This window comes from Ilumatobacteraceae bacterium (assembly GCA_033344875.1).
Classification (GTDB): Bacteria; Actinomycetota; Acidimicrobiia; order Acidimicrobiales; family Ilumatobacteraceae; genus Ilumatobacter.
Genome location: JAWPMO010000001.1, coordinates 3799621 through 3815026 on the forward strand (window position 1 = coordinate 3799621; position 15406 = coordinate 3815026).

Sequence of the window (15406 nt, forward strand, 5' to 3'; positions counted from 1 at the left end):
CCGGTGGTACCCCACCGACCGGCGGGCGCGAGTTCGGTGGCACAATCACTGCGATGAGTCAGCCAGCCTTCGACTTCGGCGACGAGCCGATCGACGATCCGGTCAACCCGACCTACTCGGTCGGGGAGCTGGCCGAGGCGATCAACGACCAGTTCCGCCGCGGTTTCTCCGACGGGGTGTGGGTGCGCGGCGAGATCGACGGTCTGCGCAACAGCGGGCCGCACACGTACTTTGCGTTGGTCGAGCACGGCGACGCCGGCAAGGCGGTCCTGAACGTCTCGTTGTTCGCGCCGATGAAGCGCAACCTGACCCCGCTGCTCAAGAAGCATCGGCTCGAACTCACCAACGGCATGAAGGTCAGGATCTTCGGCCACCTCGACTACTACGCCCCCAACGGTCGACTCGGTCTCAAGATGGCCGGGATCGACCCGCGGTTCACGCTGGGCGAACTCTCCCAGGCGCGCGACCAGGTGATCCGTCGCCTGGTGGCGACCGGGCTGTTCGATGCCAACCGTCGGCACTCGCTCTCGCCGGTGCCGTTGCGGGTCGGCGTCGTCGCCAGCGTCGGGACCGCGGCCTGGCACGACTTCCACGACGAGATCGACCGGAGCGGGCTCGGGTTCCATCTCCGGGTGTGCGACTCACGGGTCCAGGGCGAATGGGCCGTCGAGTCGGTGTCGGCGGCGATCCGCACCTTGGCGGCGCGGCGCGACCTCGACACCGTCGTCGTCATCCGCGGTGGTGGAGCCCGCAACGAACTCTCGACGTTCGACGCCGAGGCGATCGCCCTGGCGATCGCCACCAGTCCGCTGCCCGTGCTCACCGGGCTCGGGCACGAGGTCGACCGGAGCGTCGCCGACGAGGTCGCCCACACGGCGCTCAAGACACCGACGGCCTGCGCCGGAGCCCTCATCGAACGCGTCGGCGCCTACCGTGACCACACCGAGCAGCGGTGGGCCGCGATCGCCGACACCGCCCGCCGCGACCTGTCCGACGCCCACGGCCGCCTCTCCGACCGAGCCCACCGGGTGGCCCGCAACACGCATGCCGCCGTCGAGCGGGCCGACGAGCGGCTGACCACACGGGTCGGGCGTCTCCGGCTGGCGCCGGGCCAACAGCTTCGTCAGGCCGACGCCGCGATCGACCGTCGGGCCGACCGCATCGTCGAGCGAACGCCCGCCTCGCTCGCCGGTGAACTCCGGCACCTCGAGTCGATCGAGGCGCGAGTGGCGCTGCTCGACCCGGTGAACCTGCTCCGGCGAGGGTGGAGCATCACCCGTGACGCCGACGGCGGTGTGGTCCGCTCGGTCGAACAGGTCGAACACGGTGGCATCGTCACGACCCAGGTGGCCGACGGTACCCTCACGAGCCGAATCGAGAAATCATGACGACCGAGCACGACGACACCCCCACGACCGGTTATGCCGATGCGCTCGGTGAACTCGACGGCATCCTCCGGGAGCTCGAGGGCTCCGACGTCGACGTCGATCGTCTGGCCGACCGCGTCGCCCGCGCCGCCGACCTGATCGCCCTCTGTCGCGACCGGATCGGGAACGCTCGGCTCCGCATCGACCAGGTGATCGCCGATCTCGACGGATCGAGCGTCCCGCTCGACGACGAACCGACCTAGCCTCACCTCGTGCCTGCGCCCGCCAGCCTTCGACGCATCGCCGATCGCGTCACGGCGCGACTCGACGAGGTGCTGGTCCCCGAACTGCAGCGTTGGGTCGAACTCGACGCCGACCTGCGCGAGCCGATGGCCGAGATCTCCCGGCTGGTCCTGAGCGGTGGGAAGCGACTCCGGCCGGCGTTCTGCCATTGGGGCTACGCCGCCGCCGGCGGTGACCCCGACGACCAGATCGTCGCCGACGCGGGTGCGGCATTCGAACTCATGCACGCGTTTGCGCTGTTCCACGACGACGTGATGGACGACGCCGCCAGCCGGCGCGGCGAGCCGACCACCCACGTGGTGTTCGCCGAACAGCATCGGAGTGCCGGATGGGCGGGGGAGTCCCGTCGATTCGGTGAGGGTGTCGCGATCCTGATCGGCGACCTGGCGTTCGTCTACGCGGATCGCCTGCTCGCCGACGCCGGTCCGGCCGCATGGCGGATCTGGAACGAGCTCCGGATCGAACTCAACGTCGGCCAGGTCCTTGACATCCTCGGTTCGGTGCGCGGCGTGCGCGACGTCGCACAGGCCGAACGGATCTGCCGCTACAAGTCGGGCAAGTACACGATCGAGCGCCCGCTCCACCTCGGTGCCGCGCTCGCCTCGCCCTCGGGACTCGACGAGTTGGGCGAGACCCTCAGCGCCTACGGGCTGCCGTTGGGCGACGCGTTCCAGATGCGCGACGACGTCATGGGAGCATTCGGCGACACCGCGTCGACGGGCAAGCCGGTCGGCGGTGACCTCCGCGAGGGCAAGCCGACGCCGTTGTTGGCTCGCGCGATCGAGGCCGCGACACCCGACCAGCGGGCGGTGCTCGCCGGTGTCGGACGCCCGGGTCTCACCGATGACGATGTGGCGTCGATCCAGCAGGTGATCATCGACACCGGGGCGCTTGCCGACCTCGAACGCACCATCTCGTCGCGCACCGCCGAGGCGATCGGGGCGATCGAGCGTGCCGACATCGACGCGACAGCGCGTGCCGAACTCGTCGAGTTGGCGTCGTTCGTGAGCCACCGAGTCAACTGATGCGCGTCGTCGTCATCGGGGCCGGTTTCGGCGGCCTTGCCGCTGCGGCCCATCTCGTGGCAGCGGGTCACGAGGTGCACGTCGTCGAGCGTTCCGAGCGAGCTGGCGGGCGAGCGGCCGGCGCCGCCGAACGGGGTTTCTCGCTCGACCTCGGTCCGACGGTGTTCACGATGCCGCAGCTGCTCGAAGACGCGTTCGGCGCCGTCGGTGCGTCGATGTCCGACCACGTGACCATCCGACCGGCCGATCCGATCTACCGAGCGGTGTTCGCCGATGGCTCGGAGTTGCGTGTGCGCCCCGGCCGGGCAGCGATGACCCAGGAGGTCAGGGAGTTCGCCGGCGACCGTGAAGCCGGCGTGTTCAACGAGTTCTGCGACTGGGTCACCGATCTGTACGAGCTGCAGATGCCGAACTTCATCGACACGAACTACGACTCGTTGACGGGTGCGCTCCGCCCGTGGCGAGCGGTGATCGATCTGGTCAGGGCCGGGGGGTTCCGCCGCCTCGATCGGAAGGTCGCGTCGTTCTTCGAAGACGACCGCCTCCGACGGGTCTTCAGCTTCCAGTCGATGGCTGTCGGTGTGGCCCCGCACCGTGCGCTCGCGCTCTACGCGGTCACGACGTACATGGACGCCGTCGCCGGCGTGTACTCGGTCGACGGTGGCATGCACCAGGCGGCGGCGGCGCTGGCGAAAGTGATCGGCCAGGCCGGTGCCACCTTCGAATACGAGTCCACGGTCGCCCGCATCCTGCGCGACGGGGCCGGCGCCACGAGCGGGATCGAGCTCGGCAACGGCGAGCGTCGGCCTGCCGATGCGGTCGTCTGCAACGCCGATCTGCCGGTTGCGTACCGCACGCTGATCGGTGGCGTCGATGCGCCGCGCGTTGCCCGTCGCGGCACCTATTCGCCGTCGTGCGTGGTCTGGTCGGCAGGCGTCGCCGGGGCTCCACCGCCAGGCGCCGCACTCCACAACCTGCACTTCGGCGCAGGGTGGGGCGAGGCGTTCGACGACGTCACCCGGCGCGGACGACCGATGTCCGAACCGTCGATGCTCGTGAGCATCCCGTCGATCGGTGATGCCTCGCGCGCTCCCGCCGGCTCGTCGACGTTGTCCGCGGTCGAACCGGTGCCGAACCTCGACGGCAAGGTCGACTGGGTGCGCGACGGTGAGCGCATCACCGATCGTCTCCGCCGTCGCGTGGCCGATGCGGGCTATCCGGTCGACGACGTCCGCGTCGAACGCGTCATCGGGCCGCTCGAGTGGGAACGCCAGGGGCTCGAGCGGGGGACCCCGTTCGCGCTCGCCCACACCTGGCGGCAGACCGGTCCGTTGCGTCCCGCCAATCACGACGAGCGGGTTCCGGGCCTGTTCTTCGCCGGGGCGTCCACGTTGCCGGGCGTCGGTGTCCCGATGGTGCTCCTGTCGGGAAAGCTCGCCGCCGAACGGGTCGAACGCTATGCCCGGGACACGTCGACGGTGAAGTGGTGAGCGGCAGCCCGCGTCCCGATCACGCCTGATCGTCCGGACGACCTCGATCATCCGCCCGCCGCTCGCGTCGGGGCCTGGTCGACGTGGCCGAGGCCACGGTCGAAAGCCAGGCGTGACCGCCCGGGCGATGGTGTCACAATCTCGTCGTGGACACCCGCACGATCGCCGCCGAACACGAACTGCCTGCGCTCGCCGAGCTCGCCGAGTCGCTCCAGCGGTGCCCGGAGACGCATGTGATCTTCTTTGGTCTCGATGCGCCCGGCATCCTCGCGGAGCTCGCCGAGGCGACCTGGAGCGACGTGTCGGCGGTGGTGGTCGACGGCGACCACGTGATCGGTTGGATGGTCGGCGACGTCGACCCCGAGATGGGCCGTGTCTGGTGGCTGGGTCCGTTCGTCGCCGCTGACGCGGACGACGAGTGGGAGCCGATCGCCACCGCACTGCTCGCGGCCGGGCGCCGACAACTGTCGGCCGAGGTCGACGAGGAGGAGATCGCGGTCGATGCCCGCTTCGAGCGGTGCCGCGCCTGGGCGCAGTCGGAGGGGTTCGCCGAGGAGGAGGGTTCGGCGGTGCTCCGGCTCGACGTCGACCTCGACCCCGAGCCGGGGTCGGCAACGGTTCGCGAAGTCACCGACGTCGACCACGACGTCGTCGCCCGGCTCCACGAGCAGATGTTCCCCGGCACCCACACGACCGGCCGCGCGCTGGTCACCGGCCACGACGACATTCACCGCCGCCTCGTGATCGAATCCGACGACGAGGTCGTCGGCTACATCGCCGTCGAACGCCAGGCCGACGGTTCCGGGTACATCGACTATCTCGGCGTGGAACCGACCGCCCGCCGGAACGGTCTCGGCGCCGTCCTGGTTCGTGCCGGGGTGGCCGAGCTGCGCCGCCTCGACGTGACCGACATCGGACTCACCGTCCGCGTCGGAAACGAGGGTGCACGGGGGCTCTACCGGTCACTGGGCTTCGACGAGGAGCGGGTCGCGATCCCACTCCGACGCGGTTTTTCGATCGCGTGACGTCGCGATCGCCAGCGCCGACGGTCGCTCGTCTGGTAGGACAGCTGACGTGAAAGCCGTCGTCGTCGGGTCCGGAATCGGGGGGTTGACCACGTCGATCCGGTTGGCGGCGGCAGACCACCACGTGGTCGTGCTCGAGCGGAACCCGATCGTCGGCGGCAAGGTCGCCGATCTCGACGAGGCCGGATACCGCTTCGATCTCGGACCGACCGCGCTGACCCTGCCCCACCTGTTCGACGACGTGTTCCGGCTCGCGGACACGACGCTGGCCGACGAGGTCGAACTCGTTCGGCTCGACCCGCAGATCCGCTGCTGGTGGCCGAACGGGTCGACCCTCGATCTGCGCGACGACCCGGTGGAGACGATCGCCGAGATCGAGCGGCTGGCTCCGGGATCGGGTCTGGCGTGGCACGAGTTCGCCGAACATACCGCCAAGCTCTGGGAAACCAGCGAGCGGACCATCCTGAGCGCCCCGCCGGGATCGTCGCTGTCGAGGGTCACGTCGCCGCTCGAACGTGCCCGCATCGACGCCCGCCGCACGCTCGCCAAGGCGTCGGCGTCGTTCTTCGATGATGAGCGGTTGCAGCAGCTCGTCAACCGGTACGCCACGTACTCCGGCTCGTCGCCGTATCGAGCACCGGCCACGCTCGCCGGAGCGGCGCACATCGAGCAGGCCCACGGCGTCTGGCACGTGACCGGCGGGATCGGCCGGCTGCGCGACGCGCTCGCCCGGGTCGCAGGATCGATGGGCGTCGAGATCCGGACCGATGTCGACGTGGGTCGCATCTCCGTGCAGGGTGGAGCGGTCGCAGGTGTCGAACTCGCCGACGGGGGGTCCGAGCCGGCCGAGATCGTCGTGTCGAACGTCGATGCGTCACACCTCTACGTCGACCTGCTCCCGAGCCCCAAGCAGGCCAGACAGCTCGACAAGGCGGGGCCGTCGACGAGCGCGTTCGTGCTGTGCGCGGCCATCCGAGGACGGACCGAGGGCATTGCACACCACAACGTGTTCTTCCCCCTCCACGACCGCCAGGAGTTCCAGTTCCTCGAAGCCGGCCAACTCGCGATCGACCAGACGATTCATGCCTCCGTGTCGGCGGTGACCGACCCGGGGCAGGCGCCGCCCGACAGCGAGAACTGGTGCATCCGGGTCACGACACCGCCGGCGATCGGGATCGATCGGAAGCTGATGACGGCCGGCGTGCTCAACCGGCTGGCCGAGCGTGGCTTCGACCTCCGGAACCGGGTCGAGTTCACGCGAACGCTGCTCCCGGCCGACTTCGATGCCCGGTACCGGGCGCCCGGAGGTGCGATCCACGGCACGTCGTCGAACGGCAAGCGGGCGGTGTTCTCGCGGCCCGACAATGTCGGCCCGGTCGACGGCCTCTATCTCGTCGGCGGATCCGCGCATCCCGGCGGTGGCCTCCCCTTCGTGGCGGCGGGCGCCCGCATCGTGGCCGACCTCGTTGCCGACCGACACGGCGATTCGTGACGTCGCTCGACACCGCGATCGGCGTCGAGCCGGCGACTCAGGCCTGGTAGAGCTCGAGGCCGGCGCGGATCGAGTCGGCCTCGCCGACCCCCGGCTCACCGGCGACCGCTCGAATCCACGACGGCCGGAATCGGGCGACGACGGTGATCGGCTGGTCGAGATCGGACCCCTGCACCGCCAGACGGCTGAACGCCGTCGCGTAGTCGGGCGGTCGCAGGTCGCGACCCAGCTCGGCGAGGGCGTACGGGTCGGGCGGCGCATCGACCGGATCGAGGGAGAACACCGGCTGCGACGTCGGTGAGCTCGGGCCACCCGACAGACCGGGTCCGTCGGCGAGCACGACCCCGCGCACGAGCGCCGGTCGGGCGCCGGCGATCAGCAGGGCGATGTAGGCGCCGAGCCCGCGCCCGACGATCGTCGCATCCCCGAGGTGTTGGATCGCTGCGTCGGCGTCGGCCATGAGGATCTCGGCCGTGTACCCGCCGCCGACCGGCATCGTCGACGCCCCGTGGCCCGTGAAATCGAGCGCCGTGATCGGACCGTTCCACCCGGCGACGGCGTCGGGCACCTCGCTCGGCGACCGCTCGCCGAGCCCGTGGAGGAGGAGCAGCGGGTGACCGGCGTCGGCCTCGCGCAACGTGTGGAGCGCAAGTCGGACTCGGTTGTGGATCAGGGTCTCGATGCTCATGACGCCCTCCGAACCGGCCCGAGGAAGTCGAGGGTGAGATCGGCCACCATGGCGGGTCGTTCGATGTGGGCGAAGTGCCCGACGCCGTCGAGCACGTCGAGTCGTCCGCCCTCGGGGACGTAGGGGAGGACGTCGTCGGGCGTCGTGCCCCAACCCATCTCCTCCTCCAATTCGACGAGCATGCCGTAGAACGGGACACCGAGACCGGCGAGCCGGTACAGCGACCACTCAGGGCGCCACGGGCCGAATCCGCCGAACCGGATGGCCGGGTCGAGTTTCCAGCGCCACCCTTCGTCGTCTTGGGTGGCTCCGACGGTCACGAGGTAGCGGAGCCAGTCGATCGAGTGGCGCGAGTTCATCCGCCCTCGGCGAGCGGCCAGTTCGTCGATCGTGCCGGGCTTGCGCTGCGCTCCGGCGGTCCGTCCCCGATGGTCGAGCCAGCCGGTGACCTCGCCGGTGAGCATCTTCGTGCGTTCGTGCTCGGCGATGTCGGGGATCCGCCGCTTGGACGGGATCCCGTCGATGTTGACGAGCGCGGAGAAGCGGAACGGTTGCGCATCGACGAGTTGGACGAGCAGTGCGCCACCCTTGCTGTGACCGACCGTCGGCACGGCGGCGCGGCCGGCGACGTGGTCGAACACGAACGCGGCGTCACGGAGGTCGGCGTCCCACGAGTACAGGTGGGCGTGGTCGCTGTCGCCGTGGCCGCGATGATCCCAACTGACGACTCGCCATCCGGCGTCGGCGAGGAGCGGCGCGAACACGTCGAACGTTCGTGCGAAGTCGAACCCGCCGTGGGCGAGCATCAGTGGTGGCGAGTCGGCGTCACCCCACTCGTGCAGCGCGATGCCGACACCACCGGCGTCGATCCGGTACTCCCGATCGGGAACGCGGACACCGGGAACGTCGATGATCGGGTCGGAGGGCACGAGGTGAGGCTAGGCAGCGCGTCTACGCTGTGGCGCATCCAGCGCATCCTTCCTCGTCCGTTCCGGCCCGACCGGCTTACCCTGCTCCCCGCGCTCGCCCTGGTGCTCGTCGCCGCGGCGGCATGCGGCGGTGAGAGCACCGAGGGGCTCGGCACGCTGCCCCCGATCCGCACGACGACCACCAGCAGCACGACGACCACGCTGTTCGACCCGACGATCGAGCTCTACACGGTCAAACGGGGCGAGAACCTGTCGCTGATCGCCCGCAGTTTCGAGGTACCGCTCGAGTTCCTGATCGAGGCGAACGAGGATGTGATCAACGATCCGAACAACGTCCCACCAGGGGTGACGCTGAAGATTCCGCCTTATCGCATCGTCGACGAGCTCCCGACACCCTCATCGACCACCGAGGCCCCCTGACGACGGTTGACAGGGTTCCGGCGCGGGTCTTCGTAGACTCGACAGCATGAGTTTCTGGCCCAACCAGGATCACTGGAGCGTGAAGATTCCGTTGCGGACGCCACATCCGCGACTGGCCGCACTCGACGAGACCGGCGTGGTCGTCCTTCGCGACATGCCGGTCGATGTGCCACGCAGCGAATGGGAGACGCTCGAGTACCTCGACTGGAAGTCCGGTGGCGACACCAACTTCGCCCCGATCGCCTCCGCCGACGGGCAACTCGACTGTCGGGGTTTCTGGGACAAGGGCAAGACCGACAAGGACGCCCTCTGGACCTCCAACGCCGAGATCGCACCCACCCTGCGGTCGTACGTCGACGACGTCGGCGCCAACTTCGGCCGCGTCCGCACGATCAAGCTCGAACCGCAAGACCGCGAGACGGCGATCCGGTCGATCCATCGCGACGACAACAACCGCTTCAACCCCGACGACGAGGGCTGGGTGGTCCGCTCGTGGGTCGAGCTCACCGACAACCCGAACAGTTACATGCTCCTGATGGACAACGACGCCGACGGACTGCCCGACCCTTCGACCGAACGCCGGGTGCCGTTGCACCGCGGCGCACGGTTCGTGGTCGACACGCAACGCCTCTGGCACGTGGTGGTCCACCTCGGTGACGCGCCACGGTACGCACTGATCACCAGCTTCGAATCCGGCCCGGCCCTCGAAGCCTGGATCGAGTCAGAGCGTGTCGCCGTCCCGGCCTGACGGCGCTCGCCGTCACGGCCGGCCGGCCGAGCGGCAGATGCGTCTGCCCGGTCCGATCGACGACCGGCCCGGCCGCTCCCGCCTGCCGTCGGGCATCATCATCGGCATCGGGGCGATCGTCGTCGTCGGTGCCGTGGTGTGGCTGACGCGTGGCTCCGACGCCGGCAGCCCTGCCGGGCAGGCGATCGACGGTTCACCGACGGTGTCGGACCCGTCGGCAGACGCGACCGGCCCGCGAACGGACGGGTCGTTCCTCGCACCGTTGTCATCGCCGGTGCGTCTCGTCGACACCCGGTCCGGACAGACGACCGTCGACGGCCAAATCGCCGGCATCGGCGTGATCGCCGCCGGCAGCACACTCGAAGTGCCGATCAGCGGCCGCTCGGGCGCCGGAACCGAGACCGGCCTGGTGGCGGTGACCATCACGGCCACCGCCGGGCCCGATCCGAGCGAGATCGTGGTCCAACCCTGTGGCGGCGAGATCGATGCGTCGCCGAGCGTTCGGGTCCGACCGTCGCGAACCACCATCCGCAATCTCCTGGTTCCGCTGAGCACCGGCGGGACGATCTGTGTCGTGCCGTCGACGCCGGTCGACGTGGTCCTCGACGTCACCGCGTTCGCGGATCAGGCTGCGGTCCGACCGTTCGCCAACCCGGTCCGAGTCGTCGACACGACCGCTGCCGGGGTCACCGCCGACGGCAAGTTGGCCGCCGTGGGGGTCCGGCCCGAATCGTCGACGCTCCGCGTCCCGCTCGCCTCCCGGTTCAACGGTCTCGGCGACATCGGCGGCCTGGTGGTCAGCCTCTCGGCGGTCGAGCCACTCGAAGCGGGCACGGTGACCGTGTTCGCTCCCGAATCGACGCCGGGCACGCCGGCGATCGAGTACGAGGAGGGGACCACCGAGCACACGATGGCGGTCGTCCCGGTCGGCGCCGGCGGCGAGCTCTGCCTGTCGACGACCGGACGCACCGACCTGGTGCTCCACCTGCTCGCCCTGATTCCGTCGTCGGCGCTCGCCCCGGTCGAGGCCGCAGCGGACGCGTCGTGTCCCGGGCAGACCTTCTTCCCCGACCGTCGTGTCGTCGCGATGTACGGGACCCAGCGATCGGCCCGGCTCGGGGTGCTCGGCGAACAGACGCCGAGCGAGACCGCCGCCCGGCTCGAGGAGATCGCCGAACCGTGGCGGGCCGGCGACGAACCCGTGCTGCCTGCCTTCGAACTGATCGCGACCCTCGCCACCGGCACCCCCGAAGACCGTGACGTCTACAACATCCGGTCGTCGCCCGAGTTCGTGCAGGAGTACCTCGACGTCGCCCGCCGCCACGGGTACTACCTGATCCTCGACATCCAGCCCGGCCAGTCCGACTTCCTCACCGAAGCGAAGTACTACGAAGCATTCCTCCGGCAACCCGATGTCGGCATCGCGCTCGACCCCGAATGGCGCACGCCGGCTCCGGCCCGGCCGAAGGGAGGTGTCGTCGGCCAGGTCGACGCCTCCGAGGTCAACCAGGTCATCGACTACGTGGCGCAGCTCGTCGCCGAGGAAGACCTGCCGGAGAAGCTCGTGATCGTGCACCAGTTCCAAGATCGCATGATCACCAACCGCGACCAGCTCGTCGAACGACCAGGTGTGGCGTTGACGATCCACATGGACGGGTTCGGCGATCGCCCCAACAAACTCGATTCGTACGACGTCGTCCGGGCCGATCCGCCGCTCGACATGGGCCTCAAGCTGTTCTACGACGAGGACACCGACCTCCTGGGTGCCGCCGAGGTGCTCGGCGGCCTGTTCGATCCGCTGCCCCTCCTGATCACGTACCAGTAGACGCCGGTGCCACACCGCGGTGCGTCGCGGTGAGGTCGACGATGTCGTTCATGATCGTCGCGAGTTCGAAGTCCTTGGGGGTGTAGACACGGGCGACGCCGGCGTCGGTCAGACGAGCCCGGTCGTCCTCGGGGATGATGCCGCCGACCACCACGGGGGCGTCGACGCCGTCGGCGCGCAGTCGGGCGACGAGGTCGGGGACCAGTTCGAGATGCGATCCGCTGAGGATCGAGACGCCGATGACGTCGGGATCTTCGTCGCGGGCCGACGCAACGATCTGATCGATCGTGAGCCGGATCCCCGAGTAGATGACCTCCATGCCGGCGTCGCGGGCGCCGACCGCGATCTGCTCGGCACCGTTGGAGTGTCCGTCGAGCCCGGGCTTGGCGACGAGCAGCCTTGTCGGGCCGCCCGGCAGCGCACGCGACCGTTCGGCGACGGCGGCCAGCGGTCCACCCGCGCCGCCGGTCGCTCCGCCGACCCCGGTGGGGCCCCGGTACTCACCGAACACGTCACGCATCACGAGGCCCCACTCGCCGGTGGTGCCGCCGGCCTTGGCGAGCGCGATCGTCGCCGGCATCACGTTCTCGTCGGTGCCGGCCACGCGCCGGAGTTCGTCGACGGCGGCATCGACGGCGGCCTGGGTGCGCTCGCTGCGCCACGCCTGGACGTCAGCTGCCATCTCGGCGCCGACCGCCGGGTCGACCGTGAGGATCGCACCGGAGCCGCCCAGCGGCGAATCGGTGGTCTCGGTGAAGCCGTTCACACCCACCACGATCTGTTCGCCCGACTCGATGCGTCGAGTGCGCTCGGCCATCGAGGTCACGAGCCGAGCCTTCAACGTCTCGATCGCCTCGAACGCACCGCCCATCGCGAGCACGTCGTCGAGTTCGGCCTGGGCCTGCTCGCTCAACTCGGATGTCTTCGCCTCGACCACATGGGACCCGTCGAAGAGGTCGTCGTATTCCAACAGGTCCGATTCGTAGGCGAGCACCTGCTGCATCCGCAGCGACCACTGCTGGTCCCAGGGGGTGGGGAGGCCGAGCGCCTCGTTCCACGCCGGGAGCTGGATCGAGCGGGCGCGTGCGCGCTTCGAGAGCGAGACGCCGAGCATCTCGAGCACGATGCGCTGCACGTTGTTCTCGGGTTGCGCCTCGGTGAGCCCCAGCGAGTTGACCTGCACGCCGTAGCGGAACCGGCGCGCCTTCGCGTCGGTCACCCCGTACCGCTCGAGCCCGATCAGATCCCACATCTCGGTCATCGCACGGAGTTTGCAGATCTCCTCGACGAACCGGATGCCGGCGTTGACGAAGAACGAGATCGACCCGAACACCTGGCCGAACCGGTCGTCGTCGACCTGGCCGGAGTCACGGACCGCGTCGAGCACGTCGATCGCGGTGGCCATCGCGTACGCGATCTCCTGGACCGGCGTCGCCCCCGCCTCCTGGAGGTGGTACGAGCACACGTTCATCGGGTTCCACGCCGGCGCGTGCTCGGCACACCAGGCGACCATGTCGACGATCAGCCGCCGCGACGCCGCCGGCGGGAAGATGTACGTACCTCGCGACAGGTACTCCTTGACGATGTCGTTCTGGGTCGTGCCCCGCAGCTCGTTCGACGCGACACCCTGCTCGTCGGCGTTGGCGACGTACAGGGCCAGCAGCCACGACGCGGTGGCGTTGATCGTCATCGACGTGTTCATCTGGCCGGGCGGGATGCCGTCGAGCAGCGTCCGCATGTGACCCAGGTGGGCGACCGGCACGCCGACCTTGCCGACTTCGCCGCGCGCCATCTCGCTGTCGGGGTCGTAACCGGTCTGCGTCGGCAGGTCGAACGCGATCGACAACCCCGTCTGCCCCTTGGCCAGGTTGGTGCGGTAGAGCGCATTCGATGCGGCGGCCGTCGAGTGCCCCGAGTAGGTCCGCATCATCCACGGGCGGTCACGTTCTGTCGTCACGGGTAGCTCCTCTGGAATTCTGTCTCAAGGTCTGGCGTCGGCGCGTCGATAACACGTTGTCCGACCGACAACGCCGGGCCACAACGATGTGGCGGGAACCTCCGACCGGCATCTGGGACAAACGGTCGGTCAGATCTCGATGCCGGTGGGTGGCGGCCCACCGGCATCGGGTACCACTCCGTGCTGATGGCCTCGACTGGCCGCCGTTCGCTGGCGCTCACTTCGGCTGCTCTCGGCTGTGGCTCGTCGCTGGCGCTTCCCTCGCCCCGTGGGCTGATGGCCTCGACTGGCCGCCGTTCGCTGGCGCTCACTTCGGCTGCTCTCGGCTGTGGCTCGTCGCTGGCGCTTCCCTCGCCACGTGGGCTGATGGCCTCGACTGGCCGCCGTTCGCTGGCGCTCACTTCGGCTGCTCTCGGCTGTGGCTCGTCGCTGGCGCTTCCCTCGCCACGTGGGCTGATGGCCTCGACTGGCCGCCGTTCGCCGGTCATGTCACGGCCTCGTGCAACCGCTCGAGATAGTCGTCGCGAGGGATCTCGATGATGCCGAGCGACGCCAGGTGCGGTGTCTGCCACTGCACGTCGAGCAACGTGACGCCCACCTCGCGCAACCAGCCGACCAGGTGGACCAACGCGACCTTCGACGCGTCGGTCGCGGTGTGGAACATCGACTCGCCGGCGAACAGCCCGCCGATGTGCACGCCGTACAGACCACCGACGAGTTCGTCCGAGCCCGGCCGATAGATCTCGATCGAGTGCGCCCAGCCGAGGTCGTGCAGTCGCTCGTACGCATCGACGAAGTCGCGGTTGATCCATGCACCGGCGCGTCGCGGGTCTCCGCACGCCTCCATCACGGCCCGGAACCGGGTGTTCATCCGCACGTCGTAGCGTCGAACGCTCCGGCGGAGCGACCGGGTGACGCGCAGACCGTCGAGCGGCAGGACACCACGCGGGTCGGGTGAGAACCAGGCGATCCGTCGACGGTCGAACGGCATCGGGAACATCCCGTTGCGGTAGCCGGCGAGCAGGGTGCCGGGTTCCAGGTCGGCACCGATCGCGACGATGTCGCTGTCGTCGACGGGTCCGTCGGACGGCATCGTCCACCGGGTGGGTGGCGGCTCGATCGGGGTGATCGTCCGCTGCCCCGACAAGCCCGTCGACCCGAACGGCCGCTCTCGTCCTTCGCTCACCTCACCATCCTCGCGCTCGCTGCCCCTGCGCACCCCGGTGAGGGTGCTCATCAGTAGGAGTAGAACCCGTGGCCGCTCTTGCGGCCGAGTTGCCCGGCCGCGACCTTTCGACGCAACGTCGGCATGGCGGCGTAGTTCGGATCACGGAACTCTGCGTACAGCGCGTCGAGGATCGAGAGCGAGGTGTCGAGGCCGACGAGGTCGAGCAGTGCGAACGGTCCCATCGGGAAACCGCACCCGCCCTGCATCGCCGTGTCGATCGACTCCATCGACGCCGTGCCGTTCTCACTCAACCGGATCGCGTTGTTGAGATAGGGGAACAGCAGGGCGTTGACGATGAAGCCGGCGCGGTCCTCGACGAGGACGGCGTCCTTTCCGCATCGCTCCGCGAATGCCGTGGCGCGAGCGATCGTGTCGTCGCTCGCCGTGACCGGGCGGACGATCTCGACCAACTTCATCATTGGCGCAGGGTTGAAGAAGTGGATGCCGCACACGAGCGCGGGACGCTGTGTGGCCATCGCCAGTTCGACGACCGGCAGCGTGGAGGTGTTGGTGGCGAGCAGACCTTCCGGCTTGACGATCTGCTCGAGTTCGGCGAACAGGGCCTTCTTGATCGTGAGGTCTTCGACGACGCTCTCGATGACGAGATCGCAGTTGGCGAGCTGACCCAGATGGTCGGTCACCCGGATGTGGCCGAGGATCTCGTCGCGCTCGTCGGCGGTCAGACGTTCTTTGGCGACCTGCCGATCGAGCCCGCTGCCGATCGTGGCGAGGACGGCCTCGGCCCCCTCCATCGTCCGAGATCGGACCACGACGTCGTGACCGGCCCGAGCGGCGACCTCGGCCAGCCCGGCCCCCATGATGCCGGAACCGACGATGCCCACCTCGAAGATGTCTGCCATGACGGCAGGATAGTTACCGCTGGGTAACCCGCGTCAACTCGGAGCGTCG

Annotated in this window: 14 protein-coding genes; 9 read left to right on the forward strand and 5 right to left on the reverse strand. The window is 69.3% G+C overall.

Features of this window, described 5'->3' with window-relative positions; all coding sequences use genetic code 11:
* Positions 1-53: 53 nt before the first annotated feature.
* From xseA to crtI (R8G01_18020), 6 genes are all read left to right on the forward strand, one after another.
* On the forward strand, positions 54-1388 hold the full coding sequence (xseA, locus tag R8G01_17995) for an exodeoxyribonuclease VII large subunit (GenBank protein ID MDW3215895.1): 1335 nt from the start codon (positions 54-56) through the stop codon (positions 1386-1388).
* Entirely contained in the window at positions 1385-1630 is a 246-nt protein-coding gene (xseB, locus tag R8G01_18000) for an exodeoxyribonuclease VII small subunit (protein MDW3215896.1), read from the forward strand. The genes xseA and xseB overlap by 4 nt, the downstream gene beginning before the upstream one ends.
* A gap of 9 nt (positions 1631-1639) precedes the next feature.
* A complete protein-coding gene (locus tag R8G01_18005; protein ID MDW3215897.1) occupies positions 1640-2695 on the forward strand; it encodes a polyprenyl synthetase family protein in 1056 nt (351 codons plus the stop codon).
* Complete coding sequence (gene crtI / locus R8G01_18010; protein ID MDW3215898.1) at positions 2695-4185, forward strand: phytoene desaturase family protein; 1491 nt, start codon at positions 2695-2697, stop codon at positions 4183-4185. The genes R8G01_18005 and crtI (R8G01_18010) overlap by 1 nt, the downstream gene beginning before the upstream one ends.
* Before the next feature lie 146 nt (positions 4186-4331).
* Positions 4332-5210 (forward strand): GNAT family N-acetyltransferase, encoded by an 879-nt coding sequence (locus tag R8G01_18015; GenBank protein MDW3215899.1) that lies wholly within the window; start codon positions 4332-4334, stop codon positions 5208-5210.
* A gap of 49 nt (positions 5211-5259) precedes the next feature.
* On the forward strand, positions 5260-6702 hold the full coding sequence (gene crtI / locus R8G01_18020; GenBank protein MDW3215900.1) for a phytoene desaturase family protein: 1443 nt from the start codon (positions 5260-5262) through the stop codon (positions 6700-6702).
* A gap of 37 nt (positions 6703-6739) precedes the next feature.
* Here the strand turns inward: crtI (R8G01_18020) and R8G01_18025 are convergent, their stop codons facing one another.
* Together R8G01_18025 and R8G01_18030 are read right to left on the reverse strand one after the other, a co-directional pair.
* On the reverse strand, positions 6740-7390 hold the full coding sequence (locus tag R8G01_18025; GenBank protein MDW3215901.1) for an alpha/beta hydrolase: 651 nt from the start codon (positions 7388-7390) through the stop codon (positions 6740-6742).
* Positions 7387-8319, reverse strand: a complete 933-nt coding sequence (locus R8G01_18030) for an alpha/beta hydrolase (GenBank protein MDW3215902.1) — start codon at positions 8317-8319, stop codon at positions 7387-7389. The genes R8G01_18025 and R8G01_18030 overlap by 4 nt, the downstream gene beginning before the upstream one ends.
* A gap of 3 nt (positions 8320-8322) precedes the next feature.
* On the opposite strand from R8G01_18030, the gene R8G01_18035 reads away from it, so the two are divergent.
* The 3 genes from R8G01_18035 to R8G01_18045 are packed head-to-tail and all read left to right on the forward strand — an operon-like array spanning position 8323 to position 11312.
* The gene (locus tag R8G01_18035; protein ID MDW3215903.1) at positions 8323-8739 is read left to right on the forward strand and encodes a LysM peptidoglycan-binding domain-containing protein; all 417 of its coding nucleotides are present in this window, start codon (positions 8323-8325) and stop codon (positions 8737-8739) included.
* A 46-nt stretch (positions 8740-8785) separates the two neighbouring features.
* Positions 8786-9487, forward strand: a complete 702-nt coding sequence (locus R8G01_18040) for a hypothetical protein (GenBank protein MDW3215904.1) — start codon at positions 8786-8788, stop codon at positions 9485-9487.
* A 37-nt stretch (positions 9488-9524) separates the two neighbouring features.
* The gene (locus R8G01_18045) at positions 9525-11312 is read left to right on the forward strand and encodes a hypothetical protein (protein MDW3215905.1); all 1788 of its coding nucleotides are present in this window, start codon (positions 9525-9527) and stop codon (positions 11310-11312) included.
* Here the strand turns inward: R8G01_18045 and R8G01_18050 are convergent.
* The 3 genes from R8G01_18050 to R8G01_18060 form a co-directional block, all read right to left on the reverse strand.
* A complete protein-coding gene (locus R8G01_18050) occupies positions 11299-13269 on the reverse strand; it encodes a protein meaA (GenBank protein ID MDW3215906.1) in 1971 nt (656 codons plus the stop codon). The two genes, R8G01_18045 and R8G01_18050, sit on opposite strands and share 14 nt — an antisense overlap.
* Before the next feature lie 484 nt (positions 13270-13753).
* Positions 13754-14506 (reverse strand): leucyl/phenylalanyl-tRNA--protein transferase, encoded by a 753-nt coding sequence (aat, locus tag R8G01_18055; protein MDW3215907.1) that lies wholly within the window; start codon positions 14504-14506, stop codon positions 13754-13756.
* Positions 14506-15357, reverse strand: coding sequence for a 3-hydroxybutyryl-CoA dehydrogenase (locus R8G01_18060; GenBank protein ID MDW3215908.1), 852 nt, complete (start codon positions 15355-15357; stop codon positions 14506-14508). Before R8G01_18060 ends, aat begins: the two co-directional genes overlap by 1 nt.
* Positions 15358-15406: the final 49 nt, after the last annotated feature.